The following is an 18955-nucleotide window of genomic DNA, read 5'->3' as shown; positions in this document are numbered from 1 at the left end:
CATACTAACTAGAGATTTTCACATAGTTTGTGTAGAGTTTTCCCTACTGCTGAAGGGGGTATCAGTACGGTAATCTCTACCCTTAAACTATACCAATTCTCTTAAATTTATCTACCTCAACTTGATGTTCACAAAACAGTGCAGGGGTATCAGCTACCCCTACACCATTCTACACTAATTCGGGAATCTTATTCTACCCCCTCAATCCGGTCTTCCACCTCCTGATACAACTCACGCAGACGATCCAAATTACTCTCCGAAGTTTCCCAATAACCCCGGCCATTCACCTCAAGCAAAGTGCTGACAATCTTGCGGAACGAATGAGGATTTAAGTTAAGCAAACGCTTCTGCATCTCCTCATCTTGGATAAACGTAGTGTTGACATCCTCATACACCCAATTATCCACAGCGCCCGCCGTCGCACTCCATCCAGTCGTATTCACCAGACGCTTAGAAATCTCCCGCACGCCTTCATAACCGTGCGACAACATCCCCTCGTACCACTTCGGATTCAGCAGCTTAGTCCGCGAATCTAAACGCACGGTTTCTGATAGCGTCCGCACCTGCGCGTTGGCTGTCGTTGTATCAGCAACAAAGGATGTCGGTTTCTTCCCATCTGCGCGCAAACTGCCGATCAATTTAGTCGGATCGGAGTCGAAATAGTGCGACACGTCGGTTAGGGAGATCTCGGCAGAATCCAAGTTTTGGAAGGTCACTTCCGCAGTTTTCAAGGATGATTCAAAAATCTTCCTGTCTTGTTCCATTGTTCCGGGATTGTCGGAAGAAAAGGCGAAGGATTTGCGAGTTAAGTACATTTCCTGCAACTCGGCTTCGCTTTCCCAAGTGCTGTTTTCTACCGCTAAGTTGACGTTAGATGAATAGGAACCAGAGGCATTGGAAAATACCCGGGTTGCTGCTTGTCGCAGGTTGATTCCCATTTCTTCCGCTTGCTTCAGGGCGTGTTTGCGGACGAAGTTCATCTCTAAGGGTTCGTCGGCTTCCGCTGCCATTTTCACGGCTTTATCTAACAAATTCATTTGGTTGATGAACAAGTCGCGGAATACGCCGGAACAGTTAATTACTACGTCGATCCGAGGGCGTCCCAACTCTTCTAAAGAAAGCAATTCCAGTTTGTTTACCCGGCCCAATGCGTCGGGAACTGGCTTCACTCCCACCATCCACATTACTTGGGCGAGGGATTCCCCGTAAGTCTTGATGTTGTCGGTTCCCCACAACACAACGGCGATCGTCTCTGGGTAATTTCCGCCGTTATCAACGCGCTGTCTTTCTAACAGCCGATCGACTACAACCTTAGCAGACTTAACCGCCCCCGTTGTAGGGATTGACTGCGGGTCCAAAGCGTGCATATTCTTGCCAGTCGGCAAAACATCCGGGTTGCGAATCGGATCGCCACCGGGGCCAGGCAGAACATACTCGCCTTCTAACGCGCGCAACAAAGCGCCTAATTCGTTGTCGGCACAAACTTGCTGCAAGCAGAATTCCAGATACTCAAACAGCGGTTTAATCGGTTCAGGATCGATTTTTTTGTAACCGGCGGCGTGCAAAGCTTCAAGCCAAGGTGTTTTCTTGCCCATGTTGAAGAAATTCAACTTAGAAACAAGGGAAACTCTACCCTCAGCGTCGGTTTGTTCCTTCACTAAAGCGCCCACGGCATCCCGACAGGCCAAGGTGATGTTTTGCAGCAATTCGACATCAGTTAAAATGCCTTTGTCGCTGTTAGTGTAAATTTCGCCGATATCGCGTCCAAGACTATTAGCAATAATCCGCGGCAAGCTGATCAGCCCGTCTTCTTCGCGGTCTAAATTGGCGATATTCACCAAAGTTGCGATCGCCTCTTCAGCAGTGGGCGGCTTACCGATAACGTGCAAACCGCAAGGTAACAACCGCGACTCAATCTCCATCAACTTGCGGTAAACCAAGCCAACTAAATTGTCGCGTTCCTCCGAAGTCATTCCCGCAGCAACCCCTCTTTCTTGTTCGGGAGGTAGGGCGATATCCTTATCCAAATTCACCAAACGGCATTTTTCAACGATCGCATCAACAATCGGCACACCGCGCCCAGTCTCTTTCAAAGTTTGATAAGAAGCAATTAACTCGCTGAGTTCCTGCAAACCTTTGTACAAACCAGCATTTTCAGCCGGAGGAGTCAGATAGCTGATTGTTTCAGCATAACTGCGGCGCTTAGCAATTGTTGCCTCGCTGGGATTGTTGGCGGCGTAATAATAGATATTGGGAATTTTGCCGATCAAACTGTCGGGATAACATTCCCCAGACATTCCCATCTGCTTACCGGGCATGAATTCTAGGGAACCGTGAGTGCCAAAGTGCAGCACCGCATCCGCACCCCAAATGCGCTCCAAATATGTATAGTAAGCAGCAAAACCGTGGTGCGGGCTGGCGGAACGAGAGAATAACAACCGCATCGGATCGCCTTCGTATCCAAAAGTAGGTTGCACTCCGATAAACACATTGCCGAAATGTTTGCCGAAAATCAGCAAATTTTGTCCGTCGCTGTTTAAATGTCCCGGAGGCGGACCCCAATTTTCTTGCAAGCGTTCCGAGTAAGGAGTGAATTCTTCGTATTCAGCTACCGACATCCGGTAAGCAACATTTAATTCCGGGCTTTGGTATTGGGCTGTTGCGTCGTGGATGACTTCTTGCATCAGTTTTTCGGCGGAATCCGGCAATTCTGGCAAGTCGTAACCGTTGCCTTTTAAGGCTTTCAATACTTGGTAAATCGAGCCGAAAACGTCCAAATAAGCGGCTGTTCCGACGTTGCCTTTGTCCGGCGGGAAACTGAAAACTGTGATCGCAACTTTTTTATCTAATTTTGGTTTGCGGCGCAGCATGGCCCACTTCATCGCGCGCTGGGAAATTGCTTCGATCCGGTCTTGCAGGGCGATCGCCTTGCCAGTTGCGCCATCTCTTCCCGACAAAATAATCGGTTCGATCGCGCCATCCAACTCGGGAATGGCAATTTGCAAAGCAACTTGAATCGGGTGCAAGCCTAAATCGCTATTTTCCCACTCTTCCGTCGTTTGGAAAACCAGCGGCAAAGCCACCATGTAAGGGCAATTTAATTTTTTCAAAGATTCGATCGCCTTCGGGTGATCTTGTTTCGCCGGGCCGCCCACCAAAGCAAAACCAGTCAGAGAAACCACCGCATCAACTATGGGCAGCGGTGCCACACCTTTGGTTCCAACTTCCAAGAAGAAAGTTTCGACTGGTTTCGAGAAGTCCAAACCGCCGGCAAAAATCGGCACCACCCGCGCCCCCATTGCCTCCAATTCCTGCACCATTGCTACATAGTGCGCGTCATCTCCCGTGACTAAGTGAGTCCGCTGCAACACCAAGCCGATGCAAGGTGCGAGGGGGTCTTTGAGGTCTGCGGAAATATCTTTGCGGGCGTTATACCAAGTGAGGTAGCCTTTTACATCCTCAAACATCGACGGTGCCAAAGGATGCCAAATTCCCATATCCGGGTAGACAACGGGCTCTTGAAAAGTTAGCTGTTCCTGGCCTTTGAATACATATTTATGTGACAGCATCAGCAAGAAGTTTTCCAAGTTTTCTTGGGAACCGCCCAGCCAATACTGGAAACTCAGCATGAAGTTGCGCGCGTCTTGGGCTTTGTCGATGGGCAAATATTTCAGCACTTTCGGCAAAGTTTGCAGCAGTTTCAGCATTCCGTCTTGGAAGGAACTCCCGGATTTTTCCTTCCGTTTTTTCATGAATTCGCCGATCGCACTTTTGCTTTGTCCCAACTGTGCCATCGAGAAACTGCCCATTTTATTGAGTCGCATTACCCCAGGCATCGACGGGAAGACGACGGCGACATCCAAGCTGTCGCGCAGCGGTTCCACCGCCGCTACCACTTTTTCGGCCAAATCTTCGATGAAAATTAGAGAAGCAATAAATACATTGGCATCCGCCACATCCCGCTTGAAGGCTTCGTAATTTTCCGGGCTGCGGAGTTCCTCGATCAGGTAGCCACTGATTTCTATTGCCAGATTCGGATTTTTCTGGTTTATCGATCGAACCGCTGCCGACAAGGCGCTTTGATACTGCGGTTCCAGTACGACATAGACCACCTTCATGAGCGATCGCCCCTGCAAGTTTTCCGGCACGACGTGGCGAATGGTGGGCTTGACGTGAGTGAACATCCGGTTAGGCTCCTTTAAGATGCTGTTTTCGGGAATCGGGAATTTTTTTATCCCATAAGCATTTTTACCAGAAAACGCTTGCCATTAGGCGATTTGAGCCTGCACATGACACAATTCGACAAATTTAGGCCAACTTTTCGTTACATTTTTTTATAAATTCCTTGAGCAAATACTCCATATTTTATTTACAAAAATTTACTTGACATATTTATATTTATGTGTATACGATTAATGAGTTGGATAAAAATAATTAAAAATTAACCAACTATTGAGAAAAAAATCCTGAAAAAAGTTCCAAGTTTTGTAGAATTGATAAAACTTGCGATGACAAATTAACTAATGGGAAAAACGCATAAATTCTGAAGGCAGAATGTAGCCTTCGGATAATTGCTGCGTCATCAAGATTGATATTTTACCAGGAATTTAAAACCATTTCATAACGTCTGTTTTGTGTAAATTCCGGATTGGCGATCGAGTTCATGGAAAGCTAATTGCTATAAACTCTCAAACTCATCAAAACCTTAAGGGGAAAACATGGCTAACTACGCAATTTTCGACGAACAATTCTACCTCGCCTCATATCCTTGGGTCAAACCAGCCATTGACGCAGGAGTCATCTCATCTGGAAGAGAACACTTTGAAAAATTTGGGCGAGAAGGCGGTCTAACTAAAGTATCGCGTTATTTTGACGAAAATGCTTACCTTGCGGGGAATCCAGACCTCGCACCCTTCGTCCGTACAGTCAACCCAAACGCGCCTTTTGCGACCGGCCTCGATCACTTTATCCAGTTCGGTTACGATGAAGGACAGCGCCGCACCCAAGTATCACCCGAATACAACGAAACCTTTTATTTAGCCAACAACTCTGAACTCCAACCGTTTATTCAAAACGGAACTTTCAAATCAGGCTACCAGCATTTCGTTCAATTCGGGGCCAAAGAAGGTCGGTTTGGAACTTCATTTTTTGAACCCGAATACTTAAAAGAAAACCCCGACATCGTGCCGTTTGTCAACTCTGGAAACTTGAGAACCGGCCGGGAACACTTCTTCAATTTTGGACAATTTGAGCCTGCCCGCGACGCGACTTTTGTCGGCACTCGTACCAACGATGTTTTAACTGGTGTTGGCGTGGGCGATGTCGAACTTGTGGGAGTGGAAGTAGGTATAGATCCCCAAGGCAACCGCCAGTATGAAAGCTTTGGCACCAATGAATTCGATGTCTTGATTGGTGCTCCGGGAACCAATACATTCGTACTCGGAGTTCCTGCCGCAGCCCAGAATCCCTCCGCGACACCGCTGTATTTGGGTAACGGTCAAGCTACCATTCGCAACTTCGACATCGAAAGCGATTTTATCCAACTGCAAGGAACTTCATTAAACGGCTACAGCCTAACTCCCATTGGTAGCAATTTGTCAATCCAACGTTTTGGAGATGTGCTGGGCGTGATTGAAGGAGGAGCAAGTTTGAATTTGAGTTTCCAAGAATCTAACGGTAACGGTACTTTCTTAATTGGTTAGTCATTGGTCATTGGTCATTAGTCATTGGTCATTAGTCATTAGTTAATACTGATGATTGATGACTTTTAATTTGTTGGGGGCGATTATGCTATGAAAAAGTACGATCGCACTTTACTTTAAATAGCCAACTATGAATTACGATATCTTCGACGAACAATACTACCTTTCGCAATATCCGTGGCTGAAACCAGCCATTGATGCAGGCATCATCAAATCTGGAAGAGAACACTTTGAGAAATTTGGTCAAGCCGCCGGCCTCACAAAAATATCGCGGTATTTTGACGAAGATACTTACCTTGAGGGAAATCCAGACCTTAAACCCTTTGTCCGCACTCCCAACAATCCAAATGCGCTTTTTGCGACAGGACTAGACCACTTTATCCAATACGGTTACGAAGAGGGTCGCACTCGCGTATCGCCTGAGTATGACGAAGCGTTTTACGTAGCAACTAACCAAGATTTGCAGCCGTTTATTCAGAATGGAACCTTTAAAAATGGCTACCAGCATTTCATTCTCTTCGGGGTAAAAGAAGGTCGTTTTGGAACATCTTTCTTTGAACCGGAATACTTCGTCAATGTGTTTGAGGCTATCAGCTCTGGAACATTAAAAACTGGTCGGGAACATTACTTCAAGTTTGGGCAATTCGAGCCAAGCCGCGAGGCAACTTTTGTCGGAACTTCCGGTAATGACATCCTCACTGGTGTAGGGGTAGGGAAGGTCGAATTAATTGGAGTTGAAGTAGGTTTTACCTATCCCGGCCCCCGAAATTATGAAAGTGACGGCAGCAATGAATTCGATACTCTCACTGGCGGTAGCGGCCGCGATAAATTCGTGCTCGGTGACATTGTTGGCTTCAGGGGAGGAACCCTCTCATCCAGACAGTTCTACATTGGCCCAGGTTTTTCTACAATTCGGAACTTTACTCAAGGTCAGGATATCATCCAGATAGGGATTCCCTTAGATCAATTATTGGTTTTTCCCATCAACAATAATCGAGATTTAGCTATCCAAACGAATGGTTTTCCCGCAGTTGAAAATGGAGTTTTCCTAGCCAGTCGCTTTGACACAATCGCTGTTGTTGAAGGTGGTGGCAATCTCAATTTGAATCTCTTACCAGGATCTAGTGTTATTAGATCTTTCCTTGGGTAGAAATATCGCCACTATGGATAGTTTTGCTTAGTTCATCATGGGGAGACTTATTAATTCAATACTCGGTAAATACAATCGCCACAAGTCAAGGCGGAGCGACTCTAAATCTGCAACATATTGGGATTACAAATCCATTTAGTCCTCCCGTATATCTCACTTTCCTCGGCTATAAAGCATAGAGCTTAAGTGAGATTTGATTGGGTAAAATCACCGAATCAAATAATTGTCTCTGTTCGTGATTATTTAGAAATTGCATAAATACCTCATTAAATCCGCAGGAGGAAAACATGGCTAGTTACGCAATTTTTGACGAACAATACTACCTTGCTTCATATCCGTGGCTGAAACCAGCCATTGATGCAGGAATCATCAAATCAGGAAGAGAACACTTTGAAAAATTCGGTCAAGCCGCCGGCCTCACAAACATATCGCGATATTTTGACGAAGATACATATCTAGCTCAAAATCAAGATATTGCACCATTTGTTCGCACCGCCAACAACCAAAACCGACCCTTTGCTTCAGGTTTAGACTACTTTATCCAGTTTGGTTACGAAGAAGGCCGCACGCGAGTATCGCCTGACTACGACGAAGTTTTTTATTTAAAGCGCCACCCGGAAATAACTTTCTTCGTGGAGAACGGAATTTTTCAATCCGGCTTTCAACACTTTATCCAATTCGGAAAAACAGAAGGTAGGTACGGGACAAGTTTCTTTGAACCACGTTACTTGGGAGATAACCCAGATGTGGCGGCAGTTGTGGAGGCGGGAAGTTTAAAAACTGGTCGAGAACACTATCTAAAATTTGGGCAATTTGAGTCAAATCGATACGGCTTTTTTACAGGAACCAACGGTAATGATATCGTCACGGGATTTACAGCGGGAAAAAATCAAATTATCGGACTGCAAGTAGCTTTCGCCGGCCCTAATCCACCTTTTGGCATTAATAAGAATAAGTATGACGCTTTGAAATTGGATGACATCACGAGAGAGCCTTTCCTGACTACCACTGAATTCGATACATTAATTGGCACTTCTGGCATTGATTACTTCGTGCTCGGAGATGCTGTTCCCAACAACCGACGTAGTTTGCTCAGCCGGGTAGATTTCTATACGGGCAGTGGCGAGGCCAGGATTGTCAATTTTGAAAAAGGAAAAGATTTTATTCAGTTGGTGGAAAGTTTTAATGAACTGAGTATATTTCCATCAGGGGCGGACTTATTAATTCAAAAATCGGGAGATACACTTGCCAGAATTCAGGGCGGATCAAATCTAACTCTGCAACCGATTGGGATGATAAATCCGTTTAGTCCTCCAGTCGGTCTCACTTTCCTGGGCTAGAAAGCATAGAGCTTAAGTGCGATAGGACTGTTGGAAAAAATCACCCGGTCAGGTAATTGTATCAGTTCGGGAGGATTGATAAGATGCAGAAACAGCTCATTAAAGCCACAGTAGGAAAACATGGCTAGTTACGCAATTTTTGACGAACAATACTACCTTGCTCAATATCCTTGGGTCAAACCAGCCATTGATGCAGGAGTCATCAAATCGGGATTAGAACACTTTGAAAAATTCGGTCAAGCCGGCGGCTTAACTAAAGTATCGCGGTATTTTGACGAAGCTACTTACCTCGCTGGCAACCCAGACATCGCTGCCTTAGTCCGCACCCCCAACAACCCAAATGCACCTTTTGCGACGGGCCTAGACCACTTTATCCAATACGGTTACGAAGAAGGTCGCACTCGCGTATCGCCTGAGTATGACGAAGCGTTTTATCTCGCAAATAACCGACAGTTGCAGCCGTTTATTCAGAATGAAACTTTTAAAAACGGCTACCAGCATTTCATTCAATTCGGCATCAAAGACGGTCAGTTTGGGACTTCTTTTTTTGAAACAGAATACTTAAACAAATACTCCGATGTTGAGTCGTTTGTCGAATCGGGAGCTTTGAAAACTGGTCGCGAACACTACTTCAATTTCGGCAAAAACGATCCAAGCCGCTCTGCGACTTTTATCGGAACTTCCGGAAATGACCTCATTACCGGTGCTGGGGTGGGCAATACCGAATTAATTGGAGTTGAAGTAGGTTTAGGTACAGGTGGTTCCTTTTCCATCCCCGGCCGAAATTATGAAAGTGACGGCAGTAATGAATTCGATACTCTCACTGGCGGTAGCGGCCGCGATAAATTCGTACTCGCAGACGTTATGCAAGGTACTGGTGGTAAGGGATACAGTTCCCCAACAAAGTTATATATCGGGCCTGGTTTTGCTACAATTCGGAATTTTACCCAAGGTCAGGATAGCATTCAGCTAGCAACAAGCGATATCCAACCTTCCTTAGATAAATTCTTGATATTTCCCATCAACAACAATCGAGATTTAGCTATCCAAACGAACGGCTTGTTCGTCTACTTTCCAGATGGAAGTTCGGGAATTAGTAGCTTTGACACGATCGCTGTTATTGAAGGCGGCGGAAATCTCAAGTTGAATTTATTACCAGAATCTAGAGCTAATCTACCTTTACTTAGCTAGAAATCTCTAAGCTAGTGGGGATTTGCCTGACTGCTGCTGGGGAGTACGATCGCACCTTCAAAAAAAGTGCGATCGCACTTTTGTATTGGCCCTAAAAATAATAAAACAAGCTTAACAATAATTAACTTGACATACTGAGTTAGTAGAGTTAGCTATAGTGGGTCAAGTTTAACCGACAAGTAAGCAAACTAAGCTTGGAGCAATAATTATGACAAATTATGACATTTTTGACGAACAATACTACCTGGCTCAATATCCTTGGGTCAAGCCAGCCATTGATGCAGGAGTTATCCAATCTGGAAAAGAACACTTTGAAAAGTTCGGTCAAGCCGCCGGTCTCACCCAAGTATCGCGGTACTTTGACGAAGAAACCTATCTATCTCAAAATCCAGGTATTGCTCTCGTGGTTCGTAGCGCCAACAATCCAAACGCGCCTTTTGCCTCTGGTTTAGACCACTTTATTCAGTTTGGTTACGATGAAGGCCGCACCCAAGTATCGCCCGACTACGACGAAGCATTTTATTTAAAACGATACCCCGTACTTGTGCCGTTTGTACAGAACGGCACTTTCAAATCGGGTTTGGAACACTTTATCAAATTCGGAGCCAAAGAAGGTCTTTATGCGAACACCTTTTTTGAACCAGAATACTTGCTGAAAAACCCCGATGTAGCAGCATCAGTCAAGGCGGGAGTTTTCAAAACAGGTGGGGAGCACTACCGAAAATTAGGACAATTTGAGCCAGCGCGATCGGCTACATTTGTCGGTACTAAAGGCACTGACATTGTAACGGGATTTGGTGTGGGAAATGTTGAAATCATTGGCATTCAAGTATCTTTAAATGCAGCGGGCGATCGAGTTTATGAAAAACCTTCCGGTTTTCCCTCCCCCGTAAACGACACCCTAATTGGCGGTAACGGTACTGATACTTTCGTGCTCGGTATTGGGGATTTTTCCGAGGTGAATGGGGGTCAATTCTACGGGGGAGTTAGCAACTCCAACTATGCTACGATTAAAAACTTTGAGCCGCAAGCCGATAAAATCCGCCTAGCGGGAACGCGAGGCAACTATATGTTCAACAATACTCCTAATGGAGATTTTAGGATTAGTGTGGGGCCGATTAGGGCTTTCGCACCGGTAGGTATAGTCGAGGGCGGTCAGAATATGCCGTTTTTCGTAAATCGGGGGCGCGATCTCTTAATTTTTGATAAAGTTTCTGTATTGGATAACTTTTGGGAAGCTGGATATTTAGCAAACAATCCCGATGTTGCTGCGGCGGTTAAAGCAGGAAGTTTTGCTTCCGGTCTCGATCAGTATACAAAAGTTGGTCAATTTGAAACCAATCGAACTGCAACTTTTGTGGGGACTTCTGGGAATGATATTGTGACTGGTTTTGGTAAAGGAAAAACGACAATTATTGGAGTTGATTTTGATGGCAGTTATTTTAGCGACGGCAGCAACGAATTTGATACCTTGATTGGTAGCGAAGGTGCTGATACTTTTATTTTGGCTTATGATAATACGTCGTCGTCGCCTGGTAGCTTCAGCAACAGCACTCAAGAATTGTATTTAGGCCCGGAGGAGACTCGGATTCGCGGCTTCAACCTTAGTCAGGGAGATGCACTCCAGCTATCAGGCAAACTCAGTGACTATCAAATATCTCCAGTGGGTGCAGATTTAGTCATCTCAAAAGCAGGAGATAGAATTGCAATTCTTGAGGGAGGTGCTGGATTGAATTTGAAACAACTGACATTTCCTAGCACCGAATTTGGCCAGAATCCTTTCTTGCTGGGCTAGAAACCGGGTTGATGAAATGTTAACAGGATTTATGCAAAGACTCTCATAAACCGGGTTTAATCAAAAACCCGGTTTCTTGAATCAACCCAGTTTCTGAATTTAGGACTTACGCATGGGGTAGTCGGAAAGCGGTTTTTTTTACGAAAATCCTTCGTTATAGTCCACAGATTAGGTAAAAAACCCGGTTTGTCTGGCTTTAATGCGTAATTCCTGTGAGTAATTAAGCCCGATCGCGCGCTAGCTTCAAAAGCTCAACCGCATCTTTGTGGCCCTCCGAAGACGCCCAAATTAACGCAGTCCAAGTATTATTATCCTTAGCTTTGATATCAGCTCCCTTATCGATTAAAACTTCCACAACTTGAGTGCGCCCGCTACCTGCTGCACTCATCAAAGCCGTCAAACCAAAATTAGTTTTAGCATTCACATCCGCCCCCGCCTCCAGCAAAAGCTGTACAATCTCGGTATGTCCGGCAGCAGCGGCACTCATTAACGGCGTCCACCCGTCATTATCGTGACTGTTGACATCCGCACCAGCCGCCAGCAATTTTTTGACAATATCAGAATTGCCAGCCTCAGCCGCAGTCGTCAAAGCCGTCGCGCCTTCCTCATCTTTGGCATTGATATCTGCACGCTGTTCGATCGCACTTTCTACAGCCGCAACATCACCCGTCTTGACGGCATCAATTAAATCTGTCATAAATTCTCCCTTGTATCCTCTCAAATATTAAATCCTATGACAGTCGATATTTTAATCCTCTCCAACGGCCCCGGAGAATTGGCAACTTGGGTGCGTCCCGCCGTGCAAGCTTTGCGCGAGCAATTGGGAAACGCGGGCACTCAAGCGCGAATCTCTGTGGTGCTGTCCCCCTGTCCGCACGCCACGGGGAAAGAAGCACAAATCGCCGGTTCCTACCCAGAAGTGGACAGAGTGCAAGCACCGGAGCATTTTTTTCCTTTCCTATTATCTGGCAAAACTGCTGAAAATTGGGATTGGCATCAAACAGGAGTTGTTTTATTTTTAGGCGGCGATCAATTTTTTACGGTTGTTATTGGCAAAAGGCTAAAATATCGCACTGTTATTTATGCTGAATGGGACGCGCGGTGGTATCGCTGGATTGATAAATTTGCGGCGATGAAACCGGAAGTTTTTGCTAAAATTCCCCAAAAATATGCTAATAAATTTACAGTTGTCGGAGATTTAATTTCCGAAGTAGGGAACGGGAAATCGGGCAGGGCGGGCACGGGTACACAGCCCCTAGGGAAAATAGAATTAATTGGATTGTTGCCCGGTTCTAAAGCGGCTAAATTAGCTTTAGGTGTACCGTTATGTTTGTCGATCGCCCAATCCATCCACCGCATCCGCCCTGAAACTCGCTTTGTAATTCCCGTTGCTCCTACCATAGATGTGCAAACTTTAGCACGTTTTGCCGACCCGGAACAAAATCCTTGCCTGCATTTATTTGAGAACGGTAGCGCCGAACTTCATTTAACAGAACGGCCGTTTTTGCAGACAGCAAATAACTTGCAAGTAGAACTTTGGACGCAGACGCCCGCCTACGATTTGCTATCAGAATGCAGCCTGTGTTTAACTACTGTGGGAGCGAATACTGCCGAATTGGGTTCGTTAGCGGTACCGATGATTGTTTTGATTCCGACGCAGCAATTGGATGCGATGAAAGCTTGGGATGGATTGCCGGGATTGCTGGCAAATTTGCCGTTAGTCGGTTCAGCTTTTGCGACTGCGATTAATTGGCTAATCTGGCAATTGGGAAAGGGAAAGCTTTATGCTTGGCCGAATATTTGGGCACAGGAAGAGATTGTGCCGGAGTTAATTGGAAAGCTGGAACCCGATGCTGTGGCCGGGTTGGCGATCGACTATTTGAGCCATCCTGAAAAATTAGCACAAATGGGCGATCGTTTGCGTGCGGTTCGAGGACAATCAGGGGCGGCGAAAAAAATTGCTGAATTGGTTTGTGAAGAAATTGATTTACAACAATAAATAAAACCTCGTAGGGGCGGGTTCACCAACAATCTCTGACTGTAATCGACTATCTAAATAAACCCGCCCCCACCCAACTGTAAATCTCAATCTGCATTATTCCAGTATTTTATAAATAAAGGTTGATACAGGCTATTAGTTGGGTGGGGGCGGGTTTTTGAGATTGTCGGTTTTTGGCAATTATTGCTGGTGAACCCGCCCCTACAGGAGATTAACCTCGATCGTGCTTAGCAATCACCCAAACAGCGTGAATGATACCGGGAATAAAGCCCAAAAACGTGAGAACCAGGTTAATCCAAAAATCCGTACCGATGCCGACCGTCAAAAATACGCCCAGCGGGGGAAGAAAAATTGCAGCGACTATGCGAATTAAATTGGTCATCTCAGTTACTCCCAACGAGTTTTCTCTTTCAATTTAACTTCACTGACTGACAGAGCCTTTCCCGAAAAACTTAGGCGGTGCTGCCATAGTGTAAACTTCGGTTTCAGCGGCTATTACCTGCCGCAAGTGACCGGGAAGCTGCATCAACCCCAACAGTGTAATTCCGTCGAACATCCGCAACCCGCCAGTTGTTTTCTCGGCGAGTAATTTGTCAGTAACTGCGGGTTCGGGCCGCGTATTTATTTCTTGATTAGAAGCTATGGCAAAACCCCAAGGAGCTCCGTAAGTAGAAATAAAGCTGGTGCAGGATTGAACATTGGAGAAAACCGATTTCAGGGTATTCACAATGCGAGCGTGCATTTTCATTTCTGCCGGAGAAACGGGGCCTGCTTGCACTACGAAATATCCGTTAGGTGACATTACGCTGCGAACTTTCTCAAAATACTCCTTGGTAAACAACTGGAAAGATGGGCCTTCTTCAATGGGATCGGACAAGTCAGAAATGACAATATCCCAATCTTTGTCTGTGTTGTCTAAATAGTCCAAAGCATCGCCGATTACTACTTCGCAGCGGGGGTCATCAAAGGCATTTTGGTGCATTTCTGGCAGGTGTTCGCGACAAGCTTCTACTACTTCGCCGTCAATGTCGATCATCACGACTTTTTCAACTGTTTTCCAGCGCAGCACTTCTCTAATTGTAGCTCCTTCTCCGCCACCGAGAACGAGGACTTTTTTGGGTGAACCGTGACAAATCATGGCTGGGTGTACCAGGGGTTCGTGGTACAGAAACTCGTCGCCTGTACAAGATTGCCATTTGCCGTCCAAAACTAAGCCTTTGCCGTAGGTACCGGTCTGAACTACGTACATTTCTTGATAGGCTGTTTTCTTGTAAGCGAGCACCGCGATGATGCCGTGAACGTAAATATCCCAAGGGGTAATGTACTCGCTCATCCAAAAGTCTGCACGAACTTCGCTACCTGACATCAATTACTCTCCAAATATAAACTGCTGTGTCGATGTTGTCACAAGTAGTAGTTATTAGCACAAAATGGTGCGGGTGTGTGAGTACGATCGACACATTAAAGTGAGATTTCTCAGCAATGCTATAGTGTGATTGCGTTCTGGGACAGAGCAATGAGCTTGTTACTTGAGATTGCTTGTGCGCGATCGACCGGGGGCGATCGCACTTTTCCCGTCGCCCCCGGTCGAGATCACTCACATTTAATATTTTCGCTTTGCATTGCCGACGGGTTTTGTACAAAGGTTGTCTGAATCGGGCAATTTTTCGCCCTGGGCCCGCCTTTATAAGTTTGCGATCGGCCTGCTTATTTATCAATAATCGGATGAAAACCCTGCAAATGCGACAGCGCGGAATAAAACTAGCGATCGGTTTTAACCAGATTTGTTATTAATATGTTGACATTTTGAAGGTATCTTAGATAAGATTTTGAGATCGACCAAAATAAATGAAGTGTTGAAATTTTCGGACACAATTGGCGAGGCGATGTGTTCCCAAATTGTAACTAGGTAAAGGGTGCAACTAAATTTTCTAATAAAACTGTTCTGACACTATTTAGAGTTTCAAAATAATAGCCGATGGAACCAACAGACTGGGAAAACAGAATCAAAGAGCTGGAAAATGAAAATCGAATCCTGCAGAAAAAAATCGAAAGTTCGGAAACCGAACGCAGCCAATTACAAGCCCTTAATCAAAAACAAGACTCTTTTCTAAAAAAGCTCACGGAGGAATTTAAAGATTCCGAAAATATTTTAAAAGCCAGAATGTCTACACTAGAAAAAGCTCTGGAAAACCAGCAATTAACGCAGATCAAATTGATCGAAGCCGAAAAAATGTCGGCTTTGGGCATTTTGGTAGCTGGTATTGCCCACGAAATCAACAATCCCGTTAACTTCATCTACGGCAATATTACCTATGTCAATGACTATGCAGGAGACATTTTAAAATTGCTCGCTATGTACCAGGATCGTTATCCCGAAATAGATGCAGAAATTGAAGCTTTTCTGGAAAAAATTGACATCGATTTTCTGCGCGAAGATTTGTTGAAAACTCTTTCATCAATGAAAGTTGGCTCCGAGCGCATCCGCGAAATTGTGTTGACTTTACGGAACTTTGCGCGGGTAGATGAAGGTGAAAAGAAACCAGTTAACATTCACGAAGGAATTGACAGCACCTTGTTAATTTTGCAGCATTTAACTAAAGAAAAACCAGGTCATTCGGCTATAAAAATTATTAAGAATTATGGATCTTTGCCCAAGGTAGAGTGTTATGCTGGGCAATTAAATCAGGTGTTTATGAACATCATTAATAATGCTGTGGATGCCTTGCGGGAGCGAGAGCAAAAGTCGTCACTGGACCAGATAGAAGCCAACCCTATCCAGATGACAATTACTACTTCTACTTTTTCCGAAAATTGGGCAAGGATTAGCATCAAAGATAATGGTATGGGAATGAATGAATCTGTAAAAGCGAAAATTTTCGACCCTTTTTTTACCACCAAACAAGTTGGTCACGGGACGGGTTTGGGATTGTCAATTAGCTATCAGATTGTTGTGGACAAACACGGCGGGAGGTTGGAGTGCATCTCCGCAATTGGAGAAGGGACTGAATTGGCGATCGAGATTCCGATCGCCAATTCCCGCAGCTAAGATCGATCGATCGAGCTAAACTGAGGGATAATGAAAACTCCCTTTGACCGCGGCTCCTCCTAGTTTGATGTGCAACCCTATGTCTACTGTCACTTTTGGTTTGTCAACCCCTATAGCGGCAGAGGCCGGGGCATCCTACGGCAGCAGCGAACCGCCACAGCGCCCCACCCTGCGGGCAGAGTGGATCGAGGTATTGGTGGACTCTCCTTTCAGGGTTGCGGGGGACTCCGCTGGGGAGGAAAACAAGTTATTTACCTATCGTTTACCTGCGGAACTTACCGTGCAACCAGGGGATATTTTGAGTGTACCCTTTGGCAGTCAACAGGTAGGCGCGATCGCGATTCGGTTCATTTCTCAACTGCCGCCAGACTTAGATCCTGCGCGGGTTAAAGATGTCGAAGATGTTGTCAGTACGGGATTTTTCCCACCGACTTACTGGGAATTGCTCGATCGCACTGCCACCTATTATTGCACACCTTTAATTCAAGTAATTAGAGCCTCGCTGCCGCCCGGTTTGTTAAGCCGTTCCGTGCGCCGAATTCGCTTAATTAAAAGTGCTATTTCGCCCAATGCCGAAACATTTCTCAATCCCGCAGCCAGTCAAATTTTACAGTTGCTGCAATCTCAAAAAAACGGCGATTACACTTGGCAATACCTCCAGCGCCAAGTTAAGGGAAGTTATCGGGGATTGAAAGATTTATTGAAACGCGGTTGGGTAGAAAGTTATTTAGAACCGCCCAATCCTCCCAAACCACAACTCAAACCGGCAGTGACATTAATTGCTAGTGCCTTTGTCACAGATTTAACCAAGCGGCAACAAGAAGTATTGGAAGTTTTGCGGCGCGGTGGCGGTGAAATGTGGCTGAACGATTTGCTGAGAATTTGCAGCGCGAGTTCTTCGGTTGTAAAAGCTTTGGAGCAAAAAGGTAGCGTTGTAATTGACCAAAGGGAAGTTCTCAGGGGCGATCGCGGAATTTCTCAATTGCCCGATGCACCAAAAACTTTAACTCATTTTCAAGCTCAAGCCTTAGCGTTTATTAACTCTTTTTCAGGATTTCGTCAAGTGCTGCTGCACGGCGTTACAGGTTCCGGGAAAACCGAAGTGTATTTGCAGGCGATCGCCCCAATCTTAGCCAGCGGCAAATCCGCCCTCGTACTCGTTCCCGAAATCGGCCTCACACCGCAACTTACCGATCGATTCCGCGCCCGTTTTGGCGAGCAAATTTGCGTTTACCACAGCGCCCTATCCGACGGCGAACGTTACGATACATGGCGTCAGATGCTGACTGGAACCCCCCAAATTGTCATCGGCACGCGATCGGCTATTTTTGCGCCTTTACCTGACCTCGGCTTAATTATCCTCGATGAAGAACACGACAGCAGCTTCAAACAAGACCAACCAGCCCCCTGCTATCACGCCCGCACCGTTGCCAAATGGCGCGCCGAATTAGAAAATTGTCCCTTAATTTTAGGTTCCGCAACGCCAGCTTTAGAGACTTTGGTGGGGACGCGCCGAGATTATTACTCGTTACCAACTATCCATTATTTATCATTGCCCGATCGCATTTATTCGCGCCCGATGCCGCCTGTGGAAATAGTCGATATGCGCCAAGAATTGCGGCAAGGAAACCGCTCAATTTTCAGCGCTTCCCTGCAAAATGCCCTGGAACAATTGCGAGCAAGACAACAGCAAGGTATTCTATTTATTCACAGAAGAGGACACAGTACCTTTGTCTCTTGTCGGAGTTGCGGCTATGTGATGGAATGCCCGAACTGCGATGTTTCGCTTTCTTATCACCACGTCGGCGAAGCAACCGCAGAAATATTGCGCTGTCACTACTGCAACCACACGGAACGACACCCTCAAAACTGCCCGGAATGCAGTTCTCCTTACTTCAAAAACTTTGGCAGCGGTACTCAGCGAGTAGAACAGGAATTAACAAGATTATTTCCCGAATTGCGGGCAATTCGGTTTGACAGCGATACGACTAGAAATAAGGGCGATCACCGCCGATTGTTAACGCAATTTGCCAATGGGGAAGCTGACATTTTGTTGGGTACGCAAATGCTGACGAAAGGGTTGGATTTAGCTGGAGTCACATTGGTGGGAGTTGTGTCTGCTGATGGGTTGCTAAATTTATCTGACTATCGGGCAAGCGAACGAGCTTTTCAAACATTAACTCAAGTCGCGGGCCGTGCGGGCAGAGGCGACGATCCGGGGCGGGTAATTATTCAAACTTACACTCCCGAACACCGGGTAATTCAAGCAGTTAGGCGGCACGAATATGCAGATTTTGTGGAAACAGAATTAGCAGAAAGAGCGGCGCTGAATTATCCACCTTCGGGGCGGCTGGTATTGTTGCGATTGAGCAGTGTAGATGCGGCAGAAGTGGCGGTGACGGCGGTACAATTGGCGTCTGTTTGTCAGGAGTATATTGAGCGATTGTCTGTACCGGGGTGTGAGTTGTTGGGGCCTGCACCTGCGGCGATTATGCGGGTGGCAAATCGCTATCGGTGGCAGATTTTGCTGAAGTTGCCTTTGGATGAGTCGGTGGATTTGTCGGATTTGATCGGGTTGCGCGATCGCACGCCGCGTTCTGTTAGTTTAACTATTGATGTCGATCCGTTGAATTTTGGTTAAAAAATTTGATGGGCTGTGTTGTAATTTAGTTGGTAGGAAAAAATAGAATACCCATATCCCCGACTTATTAAAGAAGTCGGGGATATAA

13 protein-coding genes are annotated in these 18955 nt (G+C 45.8%); 8 read left to right on the top strand and 5 right to left on the bottom strand.

Features of this window, described 5'->3' with window-relative positions; genetic code table 11:
• Nucleotides 1-188: 188 nt before the first annotated feature.
• Nucleotides 189-4184, bottom strand: coding sequence for a magnesium chelatase subunit H (locus QUB77_RS10430; protein ID WP_333172045.1), 3996 nt, complete (start codon nt 4182-4184; stop codon nt 189-191).
• Nucleotides 4185-4718: 534 nt separating this feature from the next.
• Between QUB77_RS10430 and QUB77_RS10425 the strand changes: the two genes are divergently transcribed.
• From QUB77_RS10425 to QUB77_RS10405, 5 genes are all read left to right on the top strand, one after another.
• Complete coding sequence (locus tag QUB77_RS10425; RefSeq protein ID WP_333172043.1) at nt 4719-5702, top strand: calcium-binding protein; 984 nt, start codon at nt 4719-4721, stop codon at nt 5700-5702.
• Between the two features lie 130 nt (nt 5703-5832).
• On the top strand, nt 5833-6852 hold the full coding sequence (locus QUB77_RS10420) for a calcium-binding protein (RefSeq protein ID WP_333172042.1): 1020 nt from the start codon (nt 5833-5835) through the stop codon (nt 6850-6852).
• Between the two features lie 287 nt (nt 6853-7139).
• Nucleotides 7140-8192, top strand: a complete 1053-nt coding sequence (locus tag QUB77_RS10415) for a calcium-binding protein (protein WP_333172039.1) — start codon at nt 7140-7142, stop codon at nt 8190-8192.
• Nucleotides 8193-8312: 120 nt separating this feature from the next.
• Nucleotides 8313-9383 (top strand): calcium-binding protein, encoded by a 1071-nt coding sequence (locus tag QUB77_RS10410; protein WP_333172037.1) that lies wholly within the window; start codon nt 8313-8315, stop codon nt 9381-9383.
• Between the two features lie 208 nt (nt 9384-9591).
• Nucleotides 9592-11178: a hypothetical protein gene (locus tag QUB77_RS10405; RefSeq protein WP_333172035.1), complete on the top strand. Its 1587-nt coding sequence runs from the start codon at nt 9592-9594 to the stop codon at nt 11176-11178.
• A gap of 220 nt (nt 11179-11398) precedes the next feature.
• On the opposite strand, the gene QUB77_RS10400 is transcribed toward QUB77_RS10405, so the two are convergent.
• Complete coding sequence (locus QUB77_RS10400) at nt 11399-11875, bottom strand: ankyrin repeat domain-containing protein (protein WP_333172033.1); 477 nt, start codon at nt 11873-11875, stop codon at nt 11399-11401.
• Nucleotides 11876-11911: 36 nt separating this feature from the next.
• Between QUB77_RS10400 and QUB77_RS10395 the strand changes: the two genes are divergently transcribed.
• Nucleotides 11912-13177, top strand: coding sequence for a lipid-A-disaccharide synthase (locus QUB77_RS10395; protein ID WP_333172031.1), 1266 nt, complete (start codon nt 11912-11914; stop codon nt 13175-13177).
• A gap of 211 nt (nt 13178-13388) precedes the next feature.
• Here QUB77_RS10395 and QUB77_RS10390 read toward each other — a convergent pair whose 3' ends face one another.
• From QUB77_RS10390 to QUB77_RS10380, 3 genes are read right to left on the bottom strand one after another with little or no spacing between them, the layout of a single operon-like run.
• On the bottom strand, nt 13389-13559 hold the full coding sequence (locus QUB77_RS10390; protein WP_333172029.1) for a YqaE/Pmp3 family membrane protein: 171 nt from the start codon (nt 13557-13559) through the stop codon (nt 13389-13391).
• Between the two features lie 39 nt (nt 13560-13598).
• On the bottom strand, nt 13599-14543 hold the full coding sequence (locus tag QUB77_RS10385; RefSeq protein WP_333172027.1) for a fused MFS/spermidine synthase: 945 nt from the start codon (nt 14541-14543) through the stop codon (nt 13599-13601).
• Nucleotides 14533-14778, bottom strand: a complete 246-nt coding sequence (locus QUB77_RS10380; RefSeq protein WP_333172025.1) for a hypothetical protein — start codon at nt 14776-14778, stop codon at nt 14533-14535. The genes QUB77_RS10385 and QUB77_RS10380 overlap by 11 nt, the downstream gene beginning before the upstream one ends.
• A gap of 377 nt (nt 14779-15155) precedes the next feature.
• Between QUB77_RS10380 and QUB77_RS10375 the strand changes: the two genes are divergently transcribed.
• Nucleotides 15156-16226: an ATP-binding protein gene (locus tag QUB77_RS10375; protein WP_333172022.1), complete on the top strand. Its 1071-nt coding sequence runs from the start codon at nt 15156-15158 to the stop codon at nt 16224-16226.
• A gap of 79 nt (nt 16227-16305) precedes the next feature.
• Nucleotides 16306-18867 carry a primosomal protein N' gene (gene priA / locus QUB77_RS10370; RefSeq protein ID WP_333172020.1) on the top strand — a complete coding sequence of 854 codons (2562 nt, stop codon included), beginning with the start codon at nt 16306-16308 and terminating at the stop codon, nt 18865-18867.
• The last annotated feature ends 88 nt before the right edge of the window (nt 18868-18955 follow it).

This window comes from Microcoleus sp. AT9b-C3 (genome assembly GCF_036705485.1).
GTDB lineage: Bacteria > Cyanobacteriota > Cyanobacteriia > Cyanobacteriales > Microcoleaceae > Microcoleus.
The sequence above is the reverse complement of the archived record's forward strand: the minus strand, read 5'-3'. Positions and strand labels throughout refer to the sequence as shown.